The sequence below is a fragment of the Hyalangium ruber genome (assembly GCF_034259325.1).
GTDB lineage: Bacteria > Myxococcota > Myxococcia > Myxococcales > Myxococcaceae > Hyalangium_A > Hyalangium_A rubrum.
In genome coordinates this window covers 717,159-740,682 of record NZ_JAXIVS010000003.1, presented here as the reverse complement: position 1 = coordinate 740,682, position 23,524 = coordinate 717,159, and the positions used below count along the sequence as shown (strand labels likewise).

The 23,524-nt window shown below is 70.9% G+C and carries 12 protein-coding genes; 11 read left to right on the top strand and 1 reads right to left on the bottom strand.

What is annotated here, in order from left to right; all coding sequences use genetic code 11:
* The first annotated feature begins 38 nt into the window (after positions 1–38).
* The 6 genes from SYV04_RS11905 (at position 39) to SYV04_RS11880 (ending at position 13,411) form a co-directional block, all read left to right on the top strand.
* Positions 39–4,379, top strand: a complete 4,341-nt coding sequence (locus SYV04_RS11905) for a DEAD/DEAH box helicase (protein WP_321545817.1) — start codon at positions 39–41, stop codon at positions 4,377–4,379.
* Between the two features lie 80 nt (positions 4,380–4,459).
* Positions 4,460–6,994, top strand: a complete 2,535-nt coding sequence (locus SYV04_RS11900; RefSeq protein ID WP_321545816.1) for a S8 family peptidase — start codon at positions 4,460–4,462, stop codon at positions 6,992–6,994.
* Between the two features lie 207 nt (positions 6,995–7,201).
* Positions 7,202–9,292: an ATP-binding protein gene (locus SYV04_RS11895; protein ID WP_321545815.1), complete on the top strand. Its 2,091-nt coding sequence runs from the start codon at positions 7,202–7,204 to the stop codon at positions 9,290–9,292.
* A 55-nt stretch (positions 9,293–9,347) separates the two neighbouring features.
* Complete coding sequence (locus SYV04_RS11890) at positions 9,348–9,998, top strand: biliverdin-producing heme oxygenase (RefSeq protein ID WP_321545814.1); 651 nt, start codon at positions 9,348–9,350, stop codon at positions 9,996–9,998.
* Positions 9,979–12,225: an ATP-binding protein gene (locus SYV04_RS11885; protein ID WP_321545813.1), complete on the top strand. Its 2,247-nt coding sequence runs from the start codon at positions 9,979–9,981 to the stop codon at positions 12,223–12,225. The genes SYV04_RS11890 and SYV04_RS11885 overlap by 20 nt, the downstream gene beginning before the upstream one ends.
* A 10-nt stretch (positions 12,226–12,235) precedes the next feature.
* A complete protein-coding gene (locus SYV04_RS11880) occupies positions 12,236–13,411 on the top strand; it encodes an ATP-binding response regulator (RefSeq protein ID WP_321545812.1) in 1,176 nt (391 codons plus the stop codon).
* Between the two features lies 1 nt (position 13,412).
* On the opposite strand, the gene SYV04_RS11875 is transcribed toward SYV04_RS11880, so the two are convergent.
* Positions 13,413–13,976, bottom strand: coding sequence for a DUF420 domain-containing protein (locus SYV04_RS11875; RefSeq protein WP_321545811.1), 564 nt, complete (start codon positions 13,974–13,976; stop codon positions 13,413–13,415).
* Between the two features lie 380 nt (positions 13,977–14,356).
* On the opposite strand from SYV04_RS11875, the gene SYV04_RS11870 reads away from it, so the two are divergent.
* The 5 genes from SYV04_RS11870 (at position 14,357) to SYV04_RS11850 (ending at position 23,523) form a co-directional block, all read left to right on the top strand.
* Complete coding sequence (locus SYV04_RS11870) at positions 14,357–16,117, top strand: DUF1585 domain-containing protein (protein WP_321545896.1); 1,761 nt, start codon at positions 14,357–14,359, stop codon at positions 16,115–16,117.
* Positions 16,117–16,782: a hypothetical protein gene (locus SYV04_RS11865; RefSeq protein ID WP_321545810.1), complete on the top strand. Its 666-nt coding sequence runs from the start codon at positions 16,117–16,119 to the stop codon at positions 16,780–16,782. Before SYV04_RS11870 ends, SYV04_RS11865 begins: the two co-directional genes overlap by 1 nt.
* A gap of 16 nt (positions 16,783–16,798) precedes the next feature.
* Positions 16,799–18,193, top strand: coding sequence for a DUF1501 domain-containing protein (locus SYV04_RS11860; protein ID WP_321545809.1), 1,395 nt, complete (start codon positions 16,799–16,801; stop codon positions 18,191–18,193).
* Positions 18,194–18,255: 62 nt separating this feature from the next.
* Entirely contained in the window at positions 18,256–19,764 is a 1,509-nt protein-coding gene (locus SYV04_RS11855) for a hypothetical protein (RefSeq protein WP_321545808.1), read from the top strand.
* A gap of 27 nt (positions 19,765–19,791) precedes the next feature.
* The gene (locus SYV04_RS11850) at positions 19,792–23,523 is read left to right on the top strand and encodes an FG-GAP-like repeat-containing protein (RefSeq protein ID WP_321545807.1); all 3,732 of its coding nucleotides are present in this window, start codon (positions 19,792–19,794) and stop codon (positions 23,521–23,523) included.
* Position 23,524: the final 1 nt, after the last annotated feature.

Genomic DNA, 23,524 nt, shown 5'->3' with positions numbered 1-23,524 from the left:
GCGCCCTGCACCTGTGTTCAGTCTGAGGGGTGCGCGTCATGGCTCCGCAAATCGCCCTCGATTTCTACGCCGCGCAGGCGGCGCACCCCTCGTTGATGCCGTTCCATCCGGTGGTTCGGAAGTGGTTCGCCGAGCGGTTGGGCGAGCCCTCCCGGCCCCAGGTGGAGGGTTGGCCGCTCATCCAGGCCGGAAATGACGTGCTCATCGCCGCGCCCACCGGCAGCGGCAAGACGCTGACCGCGTTCCTGGCGGCCCTCGACGGGCTGTTCCGGCAGGCGCTCGAAGGCACGCTGTCGGACCGGACCGAGGTGCTCTACGTCTCGCCTCTGAAGGCGCTGGGCAACGACGTGCAGAAGAACCTCCTGCAGCCGCTGGAGGAGCTGATGACGTTGGCGCGCACGTCCGGGTACACGCCCCAGGAGCTGCGCGTGCAGGTGCGCACCGGGGACACCTCGGCCTCCGAGCGCGCGCAGATGATCCGCCGGCCGCCGCACATCCTCATCACCACGCCGGAGTCGCTCTATCTCTACCTGACGGCGGACCGTGCCCGCGGCACGCTGCGCTCGGTGCGCACCGTCATCGTGGACGAGATCCACGCCCTGGCGCGGGACAAGCGCGGCAGCCACTTCACGCTCTCCATGGAGCGGCTCAAGACGCTCACCGAGGTGCGCCCGCAGCTCATCGGCCTGTCGGCCACGCAGAAGCCGCTGGAGACCATCGCCGCCTTCCTCACCGGCGCCTCCTACCAGGAATGCAAGCGGGTGGAGGTGGGGCACCTGCGGCCGTGGGAGCTGACCGTCGAGATTCCGGACGCGGAGCTGAGTTCGCTGGCCACCCACGAGATGTGGGGCCAGGTCTACGACCGGCTGGTGCAGCTCACGCAGCAGCACCGCACCACGCTCATCTTCGTGAACACGCGGAAGATGGCCGAGCGCGTGGCGCACGACCTGGGCGAGCGGCTGGGAGAGGGCAAGGTCGCGGCGCACCACGGCAGCATGTCGCGCGAGATCCGCCTGGCGGCCGAGGAGAAGCTCAAGGCGGGGCAGCTCGTGGCGATGGTGGCCACGGCCTCGCTGGAGCTCGGCATCGACGTGGGCAACGTGGACCTGGTGGTGCAGCTGGGCAGCACGAAGGCCATCTCCGTGCTGCTGCAGCGGGTGGGTCGCGCCGGCCACTATAAAGGAGGCATCTCCAAGGGCCTGCTCATCGCCATGACGCGCGACGAGCTGATGGAGTGCGTGGCGCTGCTCAACGCGGTGCGCGAGGGCGAGCTGGACGCGGTGCGCATCCCCGACAAGCCGATGGATGTGCTGGCGCAGCAGATCGTCGCCGCGTGCGCCTGCGAGGAGTGGGACGAGCGGGCGCTGTTCTCCATCTTCCAGCGCGCCTACCCGTACCGGAACCTCACCTGGGAGGAGTACCAGGGGGTGCTGGAGACGCTCTCGGAGGGCATCTCCCTGCGGCGGGGCCGCAGCGGCGTCCACCTGCACCGGGACCGGGTGAACCACCGGCTCAAGGGCCGGCGCGGGGTGCGCATCACCGCGCTGACCAACGGGGGCGCCATCCCCGACACCTTCACCTTCTCCGTCACCGCCGAGCCCGAGGGCAAGGTGGTGGGCCAGCTCGACGAGGACTTCGCGGTGGAGTCCTCGCCGGGAGACATCTTCCTGCTGGGCTCCACGGCGTGGCGCATCCAGCGCGTGTCGGGTAGCACCGTGCAGGTGGAGGACGCCAAGGGCGCGCCGCCCACGGTGCCCTTCTGGCGCGGCGAGGCGCCGGGGCGCACGGATGAGCTGTCCCTGCAGGTGGGCAAGCTGCGCGAGGAGTTGCTGAAGCACGACAACCCGGCTGCCTTCCTGCAGAAGGAGCTGAACGTGCCCGGGCCGGCGACGGATGCGCTGCTGGGCTACCTGCGGCTGGGACAGAAGATGCTGGGTGGGGTGGTGCCCAGCCACACCACGGTGGTGGCCGAGCGCTTCTTCGATGAGGCGGGCGGCATGCAGCTCATCATCCACGCCCCGTTCGGCAGCCGCATCAACCGGGCCTGGGGCATGGCGCTGCGCAAGCGCTTCTGCCGCAGCTTCGACTTCGAGCTGCAGGCGGCGGCCACCGAGGATGGAATCCTGCTGTCGCTGGGCGAGCAGCACTCCTTCCCGCTGGCGGACATCTTCGACTTCCTCAACCCAGAGCAGGCCGAGGAGGTGCTGGTGCAGGCGGTGCTCCAGGCGCCCATCTTCGGCACGCGCTTCCGGTGGAACGCGACGCGGGCGCTGGCGCTCAACCGCTTCTCGGGCGGCAAGCGCGTGGCGCCCAACCTCCAGCGGGCCCGGAGCGAGGACCTGCTGGCCTCCGTCTTCCCGGCGCAGGTGGGCTGCCAGGACAACCACGGCGGTGGAGACATCGAGCTGCCCGACCACCCGCTGGTGAAGCAGACGATGGAGGACTGTCTGCGCGAGGCCATGGACGTGGACGGCCTGCGCGAGGTGCTGCGCCGCATCAAGGACGGGCGCATCCGCCTGGAGGCGAAGGACGTGCCGGAGCCCAGCGTCTTCGCGCACCAGATGATCCACAGCATGCCGTACACCTTCCTGGACGACGCGCCAGCGGAGGAGCGGCGGGTGCGCAACGTGGCGCTGCGGCGGGCGATGCCGGCCGAGGACGCGGCGGCCTTCGGGGCGCTGGACGCGGCGGCCATCGCCCAGGTGGTGGAGGACGCGGCGCCGCCCATGCGCGACGCGGACGAGCTGCACGATGCGCTCCTGCAGCTGGTGCTGCTGCGCGCCTCGGAGGTGCCCAAGGGCCTGGAGGTGTCGCTGTTCCAGCAGGGCCGGGTAGCGTGGCTGGAGCGGCCGGGTGGGAGCTTCCTGGTGCCGGCGGAGCGGGGCAGCGCGGTGCGGGCGCTCTTCCCGGAGGTGCAGACGCAGCCGCCGCTGCCGGTGCTGGAAGGGGACCGGCCGATGGAGCGCGAGGCGGCGGTGCTCCAGATCGTCCGTGGGTACATGGAGATGCTGGGGCCCACCACGGTGGCGGAGCTGGCGCGCCTGACGCTGCTGGATGAGTCAGACGTGAACTTCGCGCTGCACCAACTGGAGAGCACGGGCAACATCCTGCGTGGGCAGTTCCGGCCCCCCTCGCTTCGGGCAGAGGGGACCCAGGCCGAGCTCGAGTGGTGCGACCGGCGCCTGCTCCAGCGCATCCACCGGCTCACGGTGGGCCGGCTGCGCAAGGAGATCGAACCGCTGAGCGCGCAGGACTTCATGCGCTTCCTCTTCCGGTGGCACCACCTGGAGGAAGTGGACGCGCTGCGCGGCTCCACGGGTCTGCTCAAGGCCGTCTCGCTGCTGCAGGGCTACGAGGCGCCGGCCTCGGCCTGGGAGCGCTTCCTGCTGCCCGCGCGCATGAAGGGCTACACGGCGGATCTGCTGGAGCGCGCCTGCTACGGCGGCGAAGTGGCCTGGGGCCGGCTGACGGTGAAGGAGCCCAAGCCGCAGCCCGGTCCTCGCCGGGGAGCGCCGGTGCCTGCCCCGGAGCCGGAGGCCCCACGTCGCGCGCCGCAGCCCACGCGCAACGCGAGCCTCACCTTCACCCGCCGGGAGAACCTGGACTGGATGCTGGCCTCGGCACGGCCCCACGCGGTGCTCTCGGACGGAGGGGTGTGGCTGCCTCCGGACCTGTCGGCCGCGGCGAAGGACGTGGTGGCGGTGCTGGAGCAGCGCGGCGCGTGCTTCTTCAATGACCTGGTGTCGCGCGCGCGCCGGCTGCCGGCGGAGGTCGAGGACGCGCTGTGGGAGCTGGTGGCGCGGGGGCTGGTGACGGCCGACGCGGTGCAGAACCTGCGCGTGCTGCAGAGCCCGGCCCAGCGCCGGCGCCAGAAGCTGTTGCAGCGCGGCGGCCCGGGGCGCTGGAGCCTGCTGGTTCCCTCCGAGCCCAAGCCGGACGATGAAGTCAGGGACTCGCTGGCCCGGCTGTTCCTCCAGCGCTACGGCATTGTCTGGAGGGACCTGGTGATGCGCGAGTCGCTGGCGCCCACCTGGCGCGAGCTGCTGTTCGTCTACCGGCGCATGGAGGCGCGCGGCGAGGTTCGCGGCGGACGCTTCGTGTCGGGCTTCGTGGGCGAGCAGTTCGCGCTGCCGGAGGCGGTGGACACGGCGCGGGCGGTGCGACGCCAGGCGCCCTCGGGCGTACGGGTGCAGCTGTCCGCGGTGGACCCGCTCAACCTCACCGGCGTGGTGACGCCCGGCTCGCGCGTGCCCGCCATGGTGGGCAACGTCGTCACCTGGGTGGACGGAGTCCCACAAGGCGTGGACGCGCTCGCCGACGACGAGGGCGAGGACACCGAGGGCACGGAAGGCACCGGCGGCGAAGCGGCGGCGGGCTGACACCTCCTCGAAGAGGAGACCCCCGGCGCTTGCCAGGGCTGGTAGGGTCCTCTCCTTCACCGTGAGGGAGGGGAATGTCGATGCGCCGATTGCTCATCCTGGGCCTGCTGCTGCTCACCGCCTGCGAGGAGGAGCCCTCGGGTCGCATCCAGGGCAAGTTGACTCCCTTCCAGAAGGGCGGGGGACGCTCCTCCGCGCAGCCCACCGCGCGCCCCGCGCCGCTCCAGGGAGACGCAGCGGTCCGGCTCTCGCAGGCCCTCTCGCGGGCCGTCACTCGGCAGCAGGGGCTCGGCACGCGTAAGTCCGCCATCGAGGTGACGCTGCCGGATCCGCTCATCGTCCCGCCGCCCATGGGCCCCCCGCCGCTCAAGCGGCTGCCCGCGGAGGACCCCACCATCGCCGGAGACGTGATTGTCCGCTTCGAGGCGGCGGGGCTGGAGGCGCCCGTGGCGTTGGAGCGGGTGACGCTGCCCGGCTACCGCGTGGCGCACAAGGGCTACGCCAGCGAGCACCTGCACTTGGTGGGCTTCGAGGCGCTGGACGGGCACACGGTGACGGTGGAGGAGACGGGGCAGCTCGTCGCTCAGCTCGCGCAGGTGCCGGGGGTGCGCTTCACGGAGAAGAACCTGCGCATGTACGCGCTGCGCACGCCCAACGACAAGAGCTACGGGGTGCAGTGGCACTACCCGGCCATCAACCTGCCGTCCGCCTGGGACGTGAGCACCGGCGGCGACGCGGTGACGGTGGCCGTCATCGACACCGGCATCGCCTCGCATCCGGACCTCAACGCGCGCGTCATCGCCGGCTACGACATGATCTCCGACACGTCCAACAGCGGGGACGGCAGCGGCCGTGACAGCGACCCCACGGACCGGGGCGGGGACGAGCCGAACGGGGGCTCCTCGTGGCACGGCACGCATGTGGCGGGCACCATCGGCGCGGCGACGGACAACGCCAGCGGCGTGGCGGGGGTGACGTGGAGCACGCGCATCCTCCCGGTGCGAGCGCTGGGCCGGCAGGGCGGCACCAGCTTCGACATCGCCGCGGCGATGAACTGGGCCGCGGGTGGCACGGTGTCCGGAGTGCCCAACAATCCCACGCCCGCCAAGGTCATCAACATGAGCCTGGGCGGCGCCTCCTCGCCGCAGCGCACCTACCAGGACGTCATCGACGCGCGGGTGACGGCGGGCGCCATCTACGTCATCGCCGCGGGCAACGAGAACGTGGACGCCACGGGCACCACGCCGTGCAACCAGCAGAACGTGCTCTGCGTGGGCTCGACGAACTTCGCCGGCACGCGCAGCAGCTTCTCCAACTTCGGCGCGCCGGTGGACGTGATGGCCGCCGGGGGCGAGATGCGCGAGGACCTCAACGGAGACGGGTACGCGGACGGGGTGCTCTCCACCTCGTTCGACGAGGATGACCAGCCCGCCTATGTCTTCAACCAGGGCACGAGCATGGCCACCCCGCACGTGGCGGGCGTGGTGGCGCTGATGCTGGCGGTCAACCCCAGCCTCAACGCGCAGCAGGTGGAGAACATCCTCAAGACGACCGCCAGCGCCAGCAGCCGATGCTCCGAGGGCTGCGGCGCGGGGCTGGTGAACGCGCAGGCGGCGCTGAAGCTGGCGCAGGGTGGCTCCTCCAACGAGCCGCCGAAGCTGGGCATCACCACCACGCTCCTGTCCTTCAACGGCAGCGACACCCAGCGCATCCTCGTGTCCAACCTGGGCGGCGGCACGCTGAACGTGACGGCGGCCAAGAGCGGGCCCCAGGCCGGAGCGGTGTCCCTGCCGGGGCCCACGCTGTCGCTGTCGGCTTTCTCCACCGCCGCGCTGGACGTAGTGACGAACGCCTCGGGGCTGGCGGACGGGGAGTACTCGGCCACGCTCACCCTCACCGGCACGAGCGCGGCGGGAGGAGGCCCGGCGGGCAGCGCCACGGTGACGGTGAAGATCCGCGTGGGCGCGGTGGCGCAGGGCCTGGACGCGGTGGTGGCCTTCGCGTGGCAGGACGAGCTGGGCGAGTGGCAGGTGGAGGAGAACACCATCGCCGTGGCCGAGGCCGCGCGCGGCTATACGTACGCCATCGACATGCCGCCGCAGACCTATTACGCGCTGGCGACCATCGACGAGGACGAGGACGGAGAGTTCTTCGAGGACGAGGAGCTCACGGGCTTCTGGCGGAACGTGGACGACTTCGAGCCCATTCCACTCGCGGTGGACCAGGACATCGGCAACATCAGCTTCGATCTGGTGCCGCTGGCGCCGGTGGATGACTCGCCCGCGCTGGTGGTGGGCGCGGCCTGCCAGAGCAACACCGACTGCCCGGACGGCGGCCGGTGCGTGACGAGCTACCCGGGGGGCTACTGCACTCGCGACTGCGACACCCAGGGCTGCCCGGCGGGCTCCAAGTGCTACGTGGTGGGCAGCTCCTCGGACGACAAGGTCTGCATCGCCAACTGCTCGGGACCCAGCCAGGGGCGGAGCACTTGCCGCGCGGATTACGTCTGCTACGACGACGAGGCGGGGGCGGGCCAGTGCTTGCCCGACTGCACCGTGCGCGAGGTGTGCGGCAGCAACTTCACGTGTAACCGCACCAGCGGTTACTGCGAGTAGGCACCAGACTTACCGCGAGAGCAGCAAACCAGACGTGGGCTCGGCCTGCTTCCCTTTGGATCCATGCGAGGGCTCGCAGGCCTACACCCAGGTATTGGTTTTTTAGTTCTATTCTTGCGGGGTTGCGTCGTCTACTTCTGAGCGTTCCCGTCGGGGATCATTTCGCCACACCCGTGGTCAGGACCTCGCATGCCCAAGGAGAGGGACATGGGTTTCGATGAGGGAGCGCGCCCCCATTCCCTGGAGGGCGAGGGCTCTTCCCTGATGCTTGCCCCGCGGCCGTGGAACGAAGAGGCGCGTCTGGAGGCCCTGCGCAGCTACGAGGTGCTCGACACCGAGCCCGAGGCGAGCCTCGACGGCATCACCCGCCTGGCGGCGCAGCTGTGCGGCACCCCCATCGCGTTGATCTCCCTGCTGGACGAGGATCGCCAGTGGTTCAAGTCGCGCGTGGGCCTGGAGGCGCAGGAGACCTCGCGCGATGTGGCCTTCTGCGCCTACGCCATCCTCCGCGAGGGGCTGTTCGTGGTGCCGGACGCGCACCTGGACGCGCGCTTCGCGCGAAACCCCCTGGTCACGGGCGCGCCCCACATCCGCTTCTACGCGGGCGCGCCCCTGTTGACGCCCGAGGGGCTCGCGCTGGGCACGGTGTGCGTCATCGACCGGGTGCCGCGGCAGCTCTCTCCGGAGCAGGTCCGCTCCCTGGAGACGCTGGCCGAGCAGGTGGTGGCCCAGCTGGAGCTGCGGCGGATGAACCACACGCAGCGGCGGCTCATCGACGAGCTGCGGGGCAGCAACGAGCGCTTCCAGATTCTCCAGCGCGCCACCAATGACGTCGTCTGGGATTGGGATCTGGTGACCAACCAGGTGAAGTGGAGTGAGCGCCTCGCGCCCGCGTTCGGCTACGCGCAGAAGGACACCAGCCCCGAGTCGAGCTGGTGGTTCTCTCGCCTGCACCCGGAGGACCGGGAGCGGGTGACGAAGAGCCTCGACCACATCATCGATGGCAGCGGCACGTTGTGGACGGACGAGTACCGCTTCCGGCGCGCCAATGGCACCTACGCGCGGGTGATGGACCGCGGCGCCGTGCTGCGCAACGCGCAAGGCAACCCGGTGCGGATGCTGGGGGCCATGGTGGACGTGAGCGAGCGCGAGGAGATGCGCTCGCGGCTGGCGCTGGCCGACCGCATGGCCTCGGTGGGCACCCTGGCGGCCGGGGTGGCGCATGAAATCAACAACCCGCTGGCCTACGTCATCGCCAACCTGGACTACGCGCGCCAGGAGGTGGAGCACGCGGTGGCCCAGGGCACGCTGGAGGCGGGCGAGCTGCCCGATGCGCTCAAGGAGGCGCGCGAGGGCTCCGAGCGGATGCGCCTCATCGTCAAGGACCTGAAGATGTTCTCCCGGCCGGACGACGAGCGCATGGAGTTGGTGGACGTGCGCCGCGCCATCGACTCGGCGACGACGATGGCCTGGAACGAGATCCGCCACCGGGCGAGGCTGGTGAAGGCCTACCAGCCGGTGCCCTCGGTGTACGCCAACGAGGCGCGGCTGGGGCAGGTGTTCCTCAACCTGCTGGTGAACGCGGCGCAGGCCATTCCCGAGGGCTCCGCGGACTGCAACGAGATTCGCGTCTCCACGCGGCTGGACGAGCGGGGGCGCATCGTCATCGAGGTGCGCGACACGGGCGGCGGGATTCCGGAGGAGATCCGCGCGAGAATCCTCGAGCCGTTCTTCACCACCAAGCCCCAAGGCATGGGCACGGGCCTGGGGCTGTCCATCTGCCACGGCATCATCGCCAGCCTGGGCGGAGAGCTGGGGTTCGACAGCGAGCTGGGCAAGGGCACCACCTTCCGCGTGGTGCTCGAGCCGCCGGTGGAGATGGGGCGCGGCAAGGTGGTCGAGCGGCACGTGCTGCCGGCCGGGCGGCGCGGCCACATCCTGGTGGTGGATGACGAGCCCATGGTGCTCAACGCCATCAAGCGCACGCTGAGCACGGAGCATGAGGTGACGGTGTTCAACCGGGCCCGGGCGGCGCTGAAGTGGCTGGAGCAGGGCCAGCCGTGGGACCTCATCCTCTGTGACTTGATGATGCCGGAGATGACGGGAATGGAGTTCCACGCCGAGCTGGTGCGGCGCTGGCCCGAGCGGGTCTCGGACATCATCTTCGTCACCGGCGGGGCCTTCACTGCCGGTGCGCGCGAGTTCCTGGGCAAGGTGGCCAGCACGCGCCTGGAGAAGCCTTTCGAGCCCCAGGCGTTGCGGGAGCTGGTGAAGTCACGGCTCTCCCAGGCGGATTGAGCCCCTGTTCTCGGTAGCTGGTGGACACTTTTCGTGCTCTCCAGTTCCCTCCTCGATGAAGCCAGTCCATCCTACGAAGTGCTTGCCCCCGGCACCTCAGACCCTGCTCCTGCGATTGAAGACGGAAACCCGCCCGCACCATGAACGGGCCGAGCGCACGGTGCGCTTGCTGGAGCCAGGGTTGACGCCCGAGGGGTACCGGCGACACCTGGAGGCGCTCTACGGGCTCTTTGCTCCGCTGGAGGAGGCGCTCGCCGACTGTCTCTCGGGGCGAGTGCCGGAGCTGCGAGCCACCGAGCGCTGGAAGCTGCCGCTGCTCGAGGAGGACCTCGCGGCGCTAGGGCATGACGCCGCCTCGCTGGCGCGCCTGCCCCGCGCCTCCACGCTCCCGGCGCTGACCGGCCTGCCCGAGGCGCTGGGCTGCTTCTACGTCCTCGAGGGCTCCACGCTGGGCGGCCAGCTCATCCTCCGCCACCTCCAGAAACACTTCGCGGGAGCGCCCGTGGGCGCCTTCGCCTTCTTCCGGGCCTACGGCGAGGAGGTGGGGCCCATGTGGAAGGCCTTCGGCGAGGCGGTGACCCGCGTCTCGGCCGCCGAGGCCTCCGAGAGCTTCGACGCGCGGGTGGTGCGCGGCGCGCAGGACACGTTCGACGCCTTCGAGGCCTGGCTGGGCCGGGAGGTGACGGATGTCGTTGCCGACGCATGAGGTGGACCTCAGCCAGTGTGACCGGGAGCCCATCCACCTGCTCGGGGGCATCCAACCCCATGGTGTGCTGCTGGCCTTCGAGGGTCCCCAGCGCACCCTGGCGGTGGTGAGCGCCAACGCCCAGGCGCTGCTCGGGAGCCCGCCCCAGGAACTGCTCGGCAAGTCGCTGGAGCAGGTGCTGCCGGCGCAGGTGCTCGCCCGGCTGGGTGCGCCTTCTCCAGCCGGCTCCGCGCGCGTGGAGCTGGGGGGCACGGCCTTTCGCGCCCTGTGGCATGAGAGCGACGGGCTGACGGTGCTGGAGCTGGAGCCGGCCGAGGCCGACGCCAGCACGGAGGAGCACTCGTTGGAGTGGGTGCGGCGGCTCGTGTCCCCGCTGCCGGGAGCCCAAGGGGCGCAGGCGCTCTTGCAGGCCGCGGCGGACGCGGTGCGGGCGCTGACGGGCTTCGACCGGGTGATGGTGTACCGCTTCGACGCGGACTGGCATGGCGAGGTGCTCGCCGAGAGCCGGGCGGAGGGGGTGGACAGCTTCCTGGGGATGCACTTCCCCGCCAGCGACATTCCCACCCAGGCCCGCGCCCTCTATACGCGCAACCCCTTGCGCCTCATCGCCGACGCGCGCGCCCGGCCCGTGCCGCTGGTGCCCGTGGTGCTGCCTGGTCGGGGGCGCCCCCTGGACTTGTCGGGCGCTGCGCTGCGCAGCGTGTCTCCGGTGCATCTGGAGTACCTGCACAACATGGGCGTGGAGGCCTCCTTCTCCCTGTCGCTGCTCCAGGACGGCAAGTTGTGGGGGCTCATCGCCTGCCACCACCACGCGCCCCTGCATGTCTCGCACGAGCGGCGCCGGGCCTGCGAGGTGTTCACCCGGCTGCTGACGCTGCAACTGGAGGCCGAGCAGCGCGCGGGCGAGGCGCTCGAGCACTCGCGCCGCGCGAGGCTCCTGGAGAAGCTCGCCACGGAGCTGGGACACGCGAAGGCGCCGCTGGCGGACTGCTTGCCCCAGCACGCCGCGTTGATGCTGGAGCCGCTCGGGGCCACCGGCGCGGCGCTGCTGCTGGGCGAGGCGCCGGTGGAGGTAGGGGCCACCCCGTCGGAGCAGGAGCTCGCGGCGCTGGTGCCGTGGCTCATGGCGCAGCCCTTCGAGACCGTCTTCCACACCGAGCGCCTCGGGGCCCTGTATCCGCCCCTGGCCGAGCGCGCGGACGTGGCGGCCGGGCTGCTGGCGGTGCGGTTGGATCCGGCCGCGCCGCGCTTTGCCCTTTGGTTCCGTTCGGAGGTGGCGCGCACCGTCACCTGGGCGGGCAATCCCCAGAAGCCGGCGGTGCCGGAGCCTGGCCAGCACCGGCTCCACCCGCGCGCCTCCTTTCGTGCGTGGACCGAGACGGTGCGCGGCGCCAGCCGGCCGTGGACGCGCGCGGACCTCGAGGCGGCCGAGAGCTTCCGGGGCGCCCTGGTGGGCGTGGTGCTGCGCCAGGCCGAGGAGCTCTCTCGCCTCTCCCAGGCCCTGGCTCGCTCCAACGCGGAGCTGGATGCCTTCGGCCACACCGTCGCGCACGACCTGCAGGAGCCCATGCGCGGCATCCGCCAGTACGCGGAGTTCCTCCGAGAGGACCATGGGAAGTCTCTGGGCCAGGAGGGCACCAGCTACCTGGACTCCATCTTCTGGCTGGCGCAGCGCTCGGGGGAGATGCTGGAGGGGCTCTTCGAGTACAGCCGCGTGGGCCGCCTGGAGCTGGCCTGGGGCGAGGTGGACATGCAGGACCTGCTGGAGGAGGTGCTGCAGCTCCTCTCCGCCCGACTGGAGCAGGGCCGGGTCGAGGTGCGCGTGCCTCGCCGCCTGCCCACCGTGCGGTGTGACGCCATCCGCATCCGCCAGGTGTGGATCAACCTGCTGTCCAACGCCGTGAAATACCAGGAGGGTTCCGCGCCCTGGATTGAAGTGGGTTACCATGGACCCGGAGATGCTCGGCCCGCCGCTGCGAGGCGGTCGGATGCACCCTACGTTTTCTACGTGAGAGACCCCGGCATCGGCATTCACGCGCGCTTCCACGAAGCCATCTTCGAGCTGTTCCGTCGGCTGCACCCCGAGCAGGCGTACGGCGGCGGGACGGGCGCGGGGCTGGCGATTGCCCGCCGGCTGGTGGGACTGCACGGGGGCAAGCTGTGGGTGGACTCCGCGCTCGGTCAGGGCTCCACCTTCTATTTCACCCTCGGTCGAGGGCTGGGATGAGGAGGGGGCCATGAGAGTGCGCGTCCTCCTGGTGGATGACAGCACCTCCGACCGAATCCGGGTGCGGCGTGCGCTGGAGAAGGATCCGGACACGCAGTGGGAGGTGGAGTTCGTCTCCACCGCCGAGGAGGGGCTGGCGCGTGCCACCCAGTCGCCGCCGGACGTCTTGCTGATGGACTTCCACCTGCCGGGGATGAGCGGGGTGGAGCTGTTGCAAGCGGTGCGCGAGCGGTTGGGCGTCCGAACCCCCGCGGCGGTGTTGCTCACCGGCAGCGGCAGCGAGCACGTGGCGGCCGAGGCCATGAAGGCGGGCGCCCAGGACTACCTCATCAAGGATGCCTTTTCCCCCGAGCGGCTGCGCCACAGCCTGCGCGCTGCGATGGAGGCGGTGCGCCTCGTGCATGCGGTGGAGGAGCGGCGTCACCAGGCCGAGCGCGCCGAGAAGGCGGCCCGCGAGGCCCTGGCCGTGCGCGACGAGATGTTCGCCCTGGCGACGCATGACTTGAAGGGGCCGCTGCAGATCATCACCCTCAACGCCCAACTCCTGCGCAGCAAGATCCCCGTCGAGTCTCTCAACACGTCCTCCCGGGAGCGGTTGGCGGGCATCGTCCGCGCGGCCACGCGGATGGGCGAGCTCATCGACCACTTCCTGGAGGCGACGCGGGGCCAGGAGCAGCCGCTGCGCCGCGCGCAGGTGGATCTGCTCGCCCTGGTGCGCGCCAAGGTGCGCGAGCTGGAGAGCACGGCGCCTCGGCACACCTTCCAGCTGGACGCGCGGGGCTCCGACTTCTCGGGCCACTGGGACACCGCCGCCCTGGAGCGGGTGCTGGACAACCTCTTGAGCAACGCCGTGAAGTACAGCCCCGAGGGAGGCCCCATCCAGGTGACGGTGGCCGAGGACTCGCCGGGCCCGGACGGCGCGGTGCGGCTGCGCGTGGAGGACCCAGGCGTGGGCATCCCGCTGAAGGACCTGCCGTACATCTTCGAGCGCTTCCACCGGGGCAGCAACGTGGCGAAGGACTTCGTCGGCAGTGGCGTGGGGCTGGCGAGCACGCGCCGGCTGGTGGAGCTGCACGGCGGCACCATCGAGGTGGAGAGCGAGGAGGGGCACGGCGCGGCCTTCACCGTCCATCTGCCCCGCGAGCTGTCCCGGAGCGCGCCGCTGGAGGCGCCCCGGCAGGGCTGAGCTACGGAGAGGCCGGCAAGCTGCCGCGCAGCAGGAAGAACACCAGCACGCCCGTCACCGACACATAGACCCAGATGGGGGCCAGCCAGCGCGTCACCTTGCGGTGGCGCCCGAAGTCCTTGCGCCAGGCGAAGTAGAAGGCCACCAGCGCCATCGGCACCACCGGCATGGACAGGAGCACGTGGCTGGCCAGCACCGCCAGGTACACCGCCCGCATCGCCCCCTCTCCGGCGTACTTCGTGTCTCCGTGGACGTAGTGATAGGCGAGGTAGCCCACCAGGAAGAGCGCCGAGGCCGCGAAGGCGGACACCATCAGGTACTGGTGGACTCGCCGCGCCCCGCGCTTGATGGCCACCCAGCCCGCCACCAGCAGGCTCGCCGCCAGCGCGTTGAGGCCCGCGTTCACCGCCGGCATGAAGCGCAGATCCATGCCCGTCGCCCCGCCGCGCCGGATCAGCAGCAGATAAGCCAGCAGGGCCAGGGCCGCGACCGACACGACGCCCGTGAAGACGTAGAAGGTCCGATCGCTGACGCGAGACGCGGGAACAGGGGTAGCGTTCGACATGCCCCCCTGAATGTCTGGAACCACGCACACTTGCAACTGCTCCGCGTGGTGTGGGTCTCGCGAACACCTACACTGTGTGTGAAAGGGGACTAGCTAAAGATCGGAAATACGGGCATAACACGCCGCGAGTCATCCAGCACCCCCCCTCGGAGGTCCCAGTGCCTCGCGTGCGACGCTGTATCACCGCTCTCGCGGCCTTCGCCCTGCTGATCGCAACCCCCGCTCTGGCTCAAGAGGCGGTCTGCGCTCCCGTGACGAAGGTCCCCCTCGAGCGTCATCTTCGACAGCTCTCTCTCGACCTGCTCGGTCGCCCCCCCACCATCGAGGAGTATCGGGCCTATCAGGCCAAGGGCTCCATCGCCCCGGAGGACATCCGGGGAATGATGAGCTCGGATGAGTTCTATGAGCGCATGCGCGGCTACCACCGCGCGCTCTTGCGCTCGAACGTCTCCGGCAGCGTGTTCGATAACGGAGACACGCGCCTGGTGGGCACCGGCGGGGCGAACAACCCGCTCGGCCTGCGGGGCAATACCAGCACCTCGCTGCGCGGCGTGAACAACCAGTCGTGTGACGCCTACATCGAGCAGGACAACTGCGGCGCCACCGCGTCGCGGCAGGACCCGCACTCGGAGCCGGCCACCAAGGTATGCCGTGACGCCCAGGGCGTCCCGCTGCCGGTGAGCTACGACTACGACACCAACTTCTTCGCGTGTACCCGCCTGGACAGCACCGACACCACCGTCACCTCGTGCGACGTGGCGGTGACCAAGGGGCTGGTGCCGGCCAAGCACCTGAACTTCTGCGACATGCGGCGGCTGGGCGACGGTCGGCTCCACCCGCACCTGTGCCTGCCGGATCCGAACAAGAGCACCACCAACGTGCTGACGCAGGAGGAGCTGGAGGGCACCAAGGTGGTGGCCTTCGTACACCCCAACCCGCCCGCGGGCACCAACCTCACCCGGCTGGATCGCTGCACCCTGGAGCAGCCGCTGCGCAACGGCGTCAAGGGCGCCTACACCCCGGTGCGCGGCTGCATCCAGCGCGAGGGCTACGTCACGAAGCCCGCGCCCTTCTTCGCCACCGAGCCCACGCCGGTGACCGTGTGCGCCATCGAGGCGCAGGAGCGCGACATCAACCCGTGGACGCTGGAGTCGTGCGAGACGACGCGCTTCGCGCGTGACCGGAGCTGCGGCTGCGGCACGGGCATGCGCCGCTGCGAGGTGGCCGCCACGCACACCGCCCGCATCTCGGCCATCAACGAGGAGCCGGAGCTGATCGCCAACTCGGTCATCGAGCGCGAGGAGCCCTACTTCAACATCCTCACCACGCGCCGCTCCTTCGTGAACGGCACCATGTCCGAGTTCTACCGGCAGCAGCAGGGCGTCGGCATCTTCACCATCACCGCGCCCGCGGACCTGAGCGTGATGCCGGCCATCCCCTACCTGCAGGTGGACACCTGGGAGGAGTACACGCGGGACGCGTCGCACTCGGGTGTGCTCACCACGCCCTCGTTCCTCTACCGCTTCCCCACGCAGCGCGCCCGTGTGAACCACTTCTACGAGGCCTTCCTCTGCAAGACGTTCGTCCCGTCCTCGGACCCGCTGCCTCCGCCCGAGGACAACTGCAACCGGGAGAACAACCTGGCCCGGCGCTGCGGCTGCAACTACTGCCACGCCACCATCGAGCCCACGGGCGCGCACTGGGGCCGCTACGACGAGCGCAACTCGCTGTTCCTCACGCCCGAGAAGTTCCCGCGCTTCGATCCGAAGTGCCGCGACTGCGCCCTGGCGGGTGACACCAACTGCGGCGGCGAGTGCGGCCAGTACGTGATGCAGGCCTTCGACGGCGACGGCGCCAACTCGCTGGGCATGCTCAAGACGTACCTGTACCGCACGGCCGAGGAGGAGGCGAACATCGAGGCCGGCCCGAAGCTGCTGGTGGAGCGCATGCTGCAGACGGGTGACCTGGAGCGCTGCACGGTGCGCCGCATCTGGACGGAGTTCCTCGGCCGGCCGATGACGACGGAGGAGAGCCGCCTGTACCTGGCGCCGCTCTCGCAGGAGTTCTCTCGTAGCAATCACAACCTCAAGGCGCTCATCGAGAAGCTGCTGATGACCGACGCCTACCGGAGGATCGACTGATGCGCCGCCTCGTCGCCCTCGCGTTGCTCGCGCTCGCGCCCGCCTGTTCCAAGTCGGAGGAGACGCCTCTGCCTCCGCCCATGGACGGGCAGCTCGAGCCCATCCCCAACCCCCACGGCAGCGTCACCCCGCTGCCGGACCCCGAGGTGCAGGAGGGGTCGGTCGGCCGTGCCCCTCGCCGCATCACCGTGGCTCAGCTCAAGACGAGCATCGAGAAGACGGTGGGCCGCCCGTGGACGCAGCTCGACAACCTGGCTGCCTCGCTGGGCCGGGCCGACTACGCCAACATCGTCACCGAGAACACCGAGCCCAACCTGGTGTTCGCCAAGTTCCTCGAGGACGGGGCCCGTGAGGTGTGCCTGGCGCAGGCGGCCGCCGAGATGTCGGTGGCCGACCCCAACGCCCGGGTGCTCAGCCGGACGCTGCCCGTCGTGAGCGGCACGGCGGGTAACCTCACCCAGCTGACGGACGCGCAGAAGAGCGAGCTGCTCGTCTACCTGTCCACCCGCTTCTGGGGCGCGCCGCTGCATGGCGACGAGCTCACGAAGTGGCAGGCCTTCTTCACCCAGGCCGCCGCCCGTTCCGAGACCATCCGCAAGCGAGACCACGCCTTCGCGGCCGTGTGCATCGCGATGATGACGGACTCGCGCTTCCTCACCTACTGACTCGGGGACCCCTGCCATGAAGAAGAACCCGAACTCTCCGAACCCCGAGCGCCGCACCTTCCTCAAGGCGGCCGCCGGCTTCATGGGCGCCACCCTCTTCGGAGGCGTGCCCTTCCGGGCCTTCGCCCAGGCGGCGAACCTGGCCCCGCCAGACCGCTGCTTCGTCTTCGCGTACTTCTCCGGCGGCTGGGACCAGCTGCTGGCGTTCGACCCGCGAGACCCGACGGTCTTCACCGCCGAGCGCATCTCCGAGACGCGCATCCTGCCGGGCTACAACCTCATCAATGACTCGCGCTTCTCGGGCATGCCGCTGGTACCCGAGAAGGACGGGGTGCTCTCGAACATCACCTTCGGGCCCGCGGTGGGGCGGCTGTCCAACCACTTCGACCTGATGACGGTGGTGCGCGGCATCAACATGACGACGCTGGGCCACGAGGTGGGCTTCCGCTACTTCCTGACCGGCAAGCGCCCCATCGGCAGCGCGGCGCGTGGCTCGACCACCGCCACGGAGATCGTCGGCCAGCTCGCCCCGCGTGTGCCGATTCCGTCGATCGCCTACAACATCGAGACGTACAACGACCGCTACCCCGGCCACGCCAACGCGCTGCGGGTCAGCCGCTCCAACGACCTGCTGCTGACGCTGTCGCCCAGCACGCGCACGCTGGACAGTGAAATCGAGCAGCAGCTCATCGACTTCCGGGGCCAGCCCATCTCCTGCGAGGCGGCGGCCTACGGCGCGCGCGGCGTGGGCGAGACGTACGAGAACAGCCGGGACCAGATGCAGGCGGTGCTCTCGGGCCGGCTGGACAACTCCTTCCGCTTCGAGCGGCCGGAGCACGCGGAGCTGCGCCAGAAGTACGGGCTGGCGGCCACCCCTCCCGCGGGCGGCTACGACAGCACCGAGGCGGGCCGCGCGGCGCTGGTGGCCACCGCGCTCAAGCAGGGCATCAGCCAGTGCGTCTCCATCAACCTCACGGGCGGCCTGGACACGCACTTCGGCACCCAGCTCAACCACGCCAACAACCAGCGCCGCGGTTTCGACGCGCTGGCCACGCTGGTGGACGACCTGCGCGCCACGTCGCACCCGTCGGGTGGCAACTTCATGGACCACACCACCATCATGGTGTTCTCCGAGTTCTCGCGTACCCCGCTCATCAACGGCTCGGGCGGCCGAGACCACCACCTGTGCAACAGCTGCCTGCTCATGGGCGCGGGCGTGAAGCACAACTACGTGTTCGGCGCGAGCGGTGACATCGGCATGGGGCCAGGTCTCTTCGACCTGCGCAACGGTGCGGCGACGGCGACGGGCGAGAACATCCTGCCCGAGCACGTCATCGCCACGGTGCTGGCCTCGGCCAACCTGGACTACAGCATCACGCGCGTCGAGCCGCTGCGGCCGATCCTGGCCTGAACCGAAGCAAAGCCAAGCGGATGAAGAAGACAAACCCCCTCTCCCCCTGGGAGAGGGACGGGGTGAAGGTTGTCGCCCCCGTCCTTCTCCTCCTCGTCACCGCCGCGTGCGGTGACTCCTCGGGCTCCTCCACCCTGCCGTTGGAGCGGCCCCAGCCCACGGCCTTCCAGGCCTCGCAGGTGCGCTCGCAGGAGGCGCTTGCTTCGGGTTCGGGCTTCGCCGACCAGACGGGCGGAGGCATCTTCGTCTCCGTGGCGGGAGCGCCGGTCCGGCTGCGGCTAGACGGCTCGCGCGCGCCGCTGGAGGGCCACCCGGGCAACGCGGTGGCGCCGGGCAAGGCGCGCGCGGCGTTCCGGCTGGGGCCTCGCACCGCGCTGGTGGAGACCGAGACGGGTCTCTTCCTGGCGGACGCGGGCTGGCTGATCGCCCCGCCGTGGCGGGACGCGCTGGGGCCGGGGCTGGTGGCCACGGCGCAGGCGGCCGATGGCGCGGTGTGGCTGGCGCACACCTCGGGGCTCTACCGGCTCCATGAGGGCAAGCTCTCGGCGCTCAAGGTGGATGGCGCGGCGCTGGAGGGCATCACCGTGCTGGCCGCGGCGCCGGCCGAGGACGGGGCCCCGGGCGTGTGGCTGCTGAAGGACGGCAAGCCGTACGTGGCGGTGGCCACGGCGGCGGGCGTCTACCAGGTGCGCCCGGCGGAGCTGCGGCTGGACGAGAGGGAGACGCTGGTGTCCATGGCGGGGCTGGAGGCGTCGAAGGACGCGACGGCGGAGCTGTGGGTGCTCACCTCGGAGCGGCTGCTGCGGCACAAGGACGGGAAGTGGCGGCGGGTGGAGTTCGCCCAGCGGCCGGTGCAGCTGCTGAGCGCCGGGCGCTTCCTCTGGGTGAAGTCCAGCGATCAGCTGTTGCTGTATGACGCGGACGCGGACTCCTGGGGCCTGGCCACGGGCGTGGAGACGCGCGAGTTCCGCTTCGTGGCGGCGGACGAGAGCGGCAGCGCCTGGGTGCAGCTGGGCGCGGAGACGGTGGTGCTCAGCCGCGCGCCCGTGCCGCGCGTGCTGGGACTGCACCAGGGCATGCGGGTGGTGGAGGACAGCCTGCTGGTGCGCGCGGTGCCGCCGGCCGGGCAGACGCCCACGCTGCTGTTCCGCATCGGCGGGGCGGAGGTGGTCGCGGAGGCGCCGGGCTACAGCCTGGGCGGCCTGGAGAAGGACGGGGAGCTCAAGCCCTACTCCTTCGCCGCGCTGGAGCCGGGCAAGAACGTGCTCGAGCTGGTGGCGCGCTTCCTGGATGGCTCCGAGTCCAAGCGCCTGGTGTACTTCGACTTCCAGCCGGTGGGCCCGGTGGTGCTCGGCTGGGACAAGGACATCCGCCCCATCCACGAGGCGCGCTGCGCCAAGTGCCACATCTCCGGCCCGGGGCGCCAGCTCTCCACCTATGAGCTGTGGAAGGAGAACGCGGAACTCATCACCGCGGCGGTGCGTGATCAGCGCATGCCCGCGGACGGTCCTCTGGACCAGCAGCTCATCACCCTGATCCAGCGCTGGGCTGCTTCTGGCGCCAAGCCGTAAATAGAGAAGCCTCGGAGTCTCACTTCCATGTCTCGACTGCTCGCTCGCTCGGCCTCCCTGTTCGCGTTCCTGACCCTGGCTTGTGGGGGTGAAGAGCCGGAGGGCCCCCCTCCAGAGCCGCCAGTGGTGGATGCGTGTGACGGGCTGGCGCCGCTGGCGCTCAAGGCCGAGCCCACGCGGCTGCGGGTCTCCGGCGTGGTGGCGCTCACCGCCTCGGGCGGCAGCGGCCACTACCGCTTCCGTGCCGAGGCGGGAGGCTCCTCGGGCGAGATGCGCGGGGACCGCTTCATCGCGGGCCACACCCCGTCCTCGGACACGCTGGTGGTGGAGGACGTGCAGTGTACGGGCTCCGCGCAGGCCACGGTGCAGGTGCTGTCCGCCTTCGACGTGGCGCCCTCCCGCGCCATGGTGCGCCCGGGGACCTCCTTCCAGGTGGCCACCGCGGGGCTCCTGGGCAACGCCGAGTACACCCTGGTGGAGAACCTCTCGGGCGGCACGCTGTCCCCCGCGGGCGTGTACACGGCGGGCGCGACGTCGGGCCTGGACGTGGTGCAGGTGCGCGACACGCAGTCGGGCGACGTGGCCCGTCTCGAGTACGAGGTGACGCCGAGCGCGCGGCTGCGGGGCGATCCGCAGGTGCTGGCGCTGCCCTCGGGCTCCTCGACGACGCTGGGCACCATGGGCGGGAGCAATCGGGTGACGTGGACGAAGGTGACCGGCCCGGGCTCGCTGGAGGGCGCTCGCGTCACCCTCGAGCCAGGGGCGCGGGGCGTGATGGTGCTGGAGGCGGCGGACCCCTTCACGGGGGACAAGGCGCGCGTCTCCGTGCGCGTGCTGGATGACCTGACGCGCACCATGCAGCCCCGCGGCCGCCTCACGGACGTGGCCCACCTGATCACCGCGGACTTCGATGGGGATGGGATACAGGACGTGGCGGTGGGCCAGCGCGAGAGTGATCTCAACCGGCCGCTGGGCGGCGCGGTGTTCATCTACAAGGGCGGACCCTCGGGGCTGCCCCAGCAGCCGACGTGGGTGCTGACCGGGCAGACGGACACGGCGGCCTTCGGCGACAACCTCGCGGCGGGAGACCTGGACAAGGACGGGCGGGCGGAGCTGGCGGTGAGCTCGCCGGGCGCGGACATCACCGGCGCGGACTCGGGCGCGGTGTACCTCTACCGCTGGGGCTCCAACGGGCCGGAGCTGATGCGGCCGGCGCTGACGAGCCTCGCCCGGGGCGGTGCCTTCAGCACGGGTCTGGCCATGGCGGACGCGGACGGGGATGGGGACCTGGACCTCATCGTCAGCGCGCCGGCGGGAGACCTGGCGCCCACCTCGTCGATCAGCCGGCGCGGCACGGTGGACATCTTCACCCTCACGCCGGGCCAGCCGGTGCCGGACCTGCCGGCCATTCGCCTGGGAGGCGCGGACCTGTCGCGCACGGGCAACCCCATGGCGCGCAGCAGCACGGACCTGGGCCGGGCGGTGGTGATGGCGGACTTCAACGCGGACGGGCGCGTGGACCTGGCGGCGCTGAGCAAGGTGTCGCGCCACCTGGCGGACGGCACCACGCAGGCGGTGGCGCTCCAGGCGGTGTCGGTGTTCTTCGGGCGCGCGGACGGGCTGCGCTTCCGGGCCACGCCGGACGTGTACGTGGTGCCGGGCAACACGGCGGACAGCAACGAGGGCACCTGGCGCCTGGGCGTGGCCCCGGCCGATGGCACCCGGCCTCCGCTGCTGATGGCGGTGGCGGACCGGGCGGACTCGCCGAACCTGAGCACCAGCGGGGGCGTGCAGTCCGGACCGGATTCGGGCGGTGTGCTGATCTTCGACCTGAGCGCCCATCAGCCCTCGGGAGAGCCGTCGAACACGCCGGTGCAGGTGCTGCGGGAGGCGGCCTACGCGCGCATCTACGGCGAGGCCGGCAGCATCTTCGCGGGCCGGAGCTTCACGGTGATGGACGTGGACGGGCAGCCGGGTGGCGAGCTGGTGCTGGGAGCACCGAACGCCGCCGCGCCGGGACCCAACAACACCACGCTGCGGCTGTCGGGCCGGGTGCTGGCGTATCCGCTGGCGACGCTCGCCGCGGGCAGCGTCATCAACAAGTCGCTGGGAGTGATTCACGGGCAAACCCGCTCGGACGTGTTGGGCGTGGGTATGACGACGTGGACGGGGCCGGCGGGAGCGGCGCTGGTGGCCTTCTCCGGACGCGCGTCGTCGGACGCGGGGGCCTTCACCGGACGGGTGGAGACCTTCCTGCGCGGAGGCACGTCGCTGGCGGAGTGGAGCCGGACGGTGGCTCCGGTGCCGGCGCGCCCGGCGGTGGAGCGCTTCGGCGAGGTGGTGGCAGCGGCGGCGCTCGCGGGCGGGCAGACGGTGGCGCTGGTGGGCTCGCCGGGCTACGCGGGGCCGGGACCGAACGCGGACGGCGCGGACACCACCGCGGGGCGTGCCTGGGTGTACAACGCGACGCAGAACTCGGCGGCGACGATGGTGGCGGAGGGGGCGAGCACGGCGCCGCTGGCGCGTGGGCGCAGCGTGGGCACGGACGTGACGTTCACCGACTTCAACGGGGATGGGCGCACGGACCTGGTGGTGGGTGCGAACTCCTTCAGCCTGCCGAGCTCGGGGCAGACCGCCGAGCTGGCGCTGTACGCCGCGCAGAAGACGGGGTGCATCACCACCACGGGGACTTCGGCGGGCCCGAACGTGGGCGGACTGATGGTGTCGCTGGGGCAGGCGGACGGCTCCTTCAAGGATGCCTACCGGCTGTGGGCGCCGCTGGTGATCGCGGGGTGTACGCCGGACACGGACGCGCGCTGCCGGCGCAGCCAGATTGGCCGCGGGGTGGTGGGCGGCTTCGACTTCAACGGGGATGGCAGGGAGGACATCGGAGCGCTGCGCAACAACGGCTTCGAGGTGTTCCCCGGGCGTGCGCCGGATGACGCGTCGCTGGCGAAGCTGACGATGGGGTGTGACCCGCTGTACTTCACGGATGGGTCCACGACGCGGCAGACGTCGGCGCCGACGGCGCTGGGCGACCTGAACGGGGATGGCTGCGACGAGGTGTCCTGGCGCTACACGGAGACGGGGCGCTCGGGCATCATCATCCTCTTCGGCTACGAACCGGCGGGGGGGCGCTGCGGTGGGCGGACGACGGCCTCGTGGGTGCGGCTGGCGGCGGACGCCGAGGTGGGTGGCAACAACCTGGGCATGGGCGTGGCGACGGTGCGGCTGGGCAACTTCCTGAAGGATGGCAAGGACCGGATCGCCATCAGCGCGACGAGCGTGCCGTTCGACGGGGTGACGCAGCCGGCGGTGCTGCTCTTCGAGACGTCGAAGCTGGTGGCGCGGCGGCCCGCTTCGGGCGAGGCGCTAGTGGGCGCGCTGGGAGATGGGGTGACCCCGGAGACGCTGGTACACCGGACGCGTGCGGTGAACTTCGGCCGGGCGCTGGAGGGTGGCCGGGACCTGACGGGCGACGGCGTGCCGGATCTGGTGGTGAGCGCGCCGGGCGCCTCGGAGGCGTCGGACGGAGGCGGCGCGGTGTTCATCTACGCGGGTGGGCCGCAGGTGAAGGGCCGGATGACTCCGTGGATGTTGATCACCGGCGACACGACGGAGCGGTCCAACTTCGGGCAGGACCTGTCGCTCTCACCGGGTGGCCAGGGAGGCCCGCCGACGTTGATCATCGGCGCGCCGACGAGCTACCGCACGGGCACGTCCAACGGCACGGCCTTCTCGCTGCCGCTCGCGTTCTGAG

What these genes read in the sequence shown, in the direction of transcription:
- SYV04_RS11905 (WP_321545817.1), top strand. Translation starts at nt 39, where the DNA reads ATGGCTCCGCAAATCGCCCTCGATTTCTACGCCGCGCAGGCGGCGCAC.
- SYV04_RS11900 (WP_321545816.1), top strand. Translation starts at nt 4,460, where the DNA reads ATGCGCCGATTGCTCATCCTGGGCCTGCTGCTGCTCACCGCCTGCGAG.
- SYV04_RS11895 (WP_321545815.1), top strand. Translation starts at nt 7,202, where the DNA reads ATGGGTTTCGATGAGGGAGCGCGCCCCCATTCCCTGGAGGGCGAGGGC.
- SYV04_RS11890 (WP_321545814.1), top strand. Translation starts at nt 9,348, where the DNA reads ATGAAGCCAGTCCATCCTACGAAGTGCTTGCCCCCGGCACCTCAGACC.
- SYV04_RS11885 (WP_321545813.1), top strand. Translation starts at nt 9,979, where the DNA reads ATGTCGTTGCCGACGCATGAGGTGGACCTCAGCCAGTGTGACCGGGAG.
- SYV04_RS11880 (WP_321545812.1), top strand. Translation starts at nt 12,236, where the DNA reads ATGAGAGTGCGCGTCCTCCTGGTGGATGACAGCACCTCCGACCGAATC.
- SYV04_RS11875 (WP_321545811.1), bottom strand. Translation starts at nt 13,976, where the DNA reads ATGTCGAACGCTACCCCTGTTCCCGCGTCTCGCGTCAGCGATCGGACC.
- SYV04_RS11870 (WP_321545896.1), top strand. Translation starts at nt 14,357, where the DNA reads ATGATGAGCTCGGATGAGTTCTATGAGCGCATGCGCGGCTACCACCGC.
- SYV04_RS11865 (WP_321545810.1), top strand. Translation starts at nt 16,117, where the DNA reads ATGCGCCGCCTCGTCGCCCTCGCGTTGCTCGCGCTCGCGCCCGCCTGT.
- SYV04_RS11860 (WP_321545809.1), top strand. Translation starts at nt 16,799, where the DNA reads ATGAAGAAGAACCCGAACTCTCCGAACCCCGAGCGCCGCACCTTCCTC.
- SYV04_RS11850 (WP_321545807.1), top strand. Translation starts at nt 19,792, where the DNA reads ATGTCTCGACTGCTCGCTCGCTCGGCCTCCCTGTTCGCGTTCCTGACC.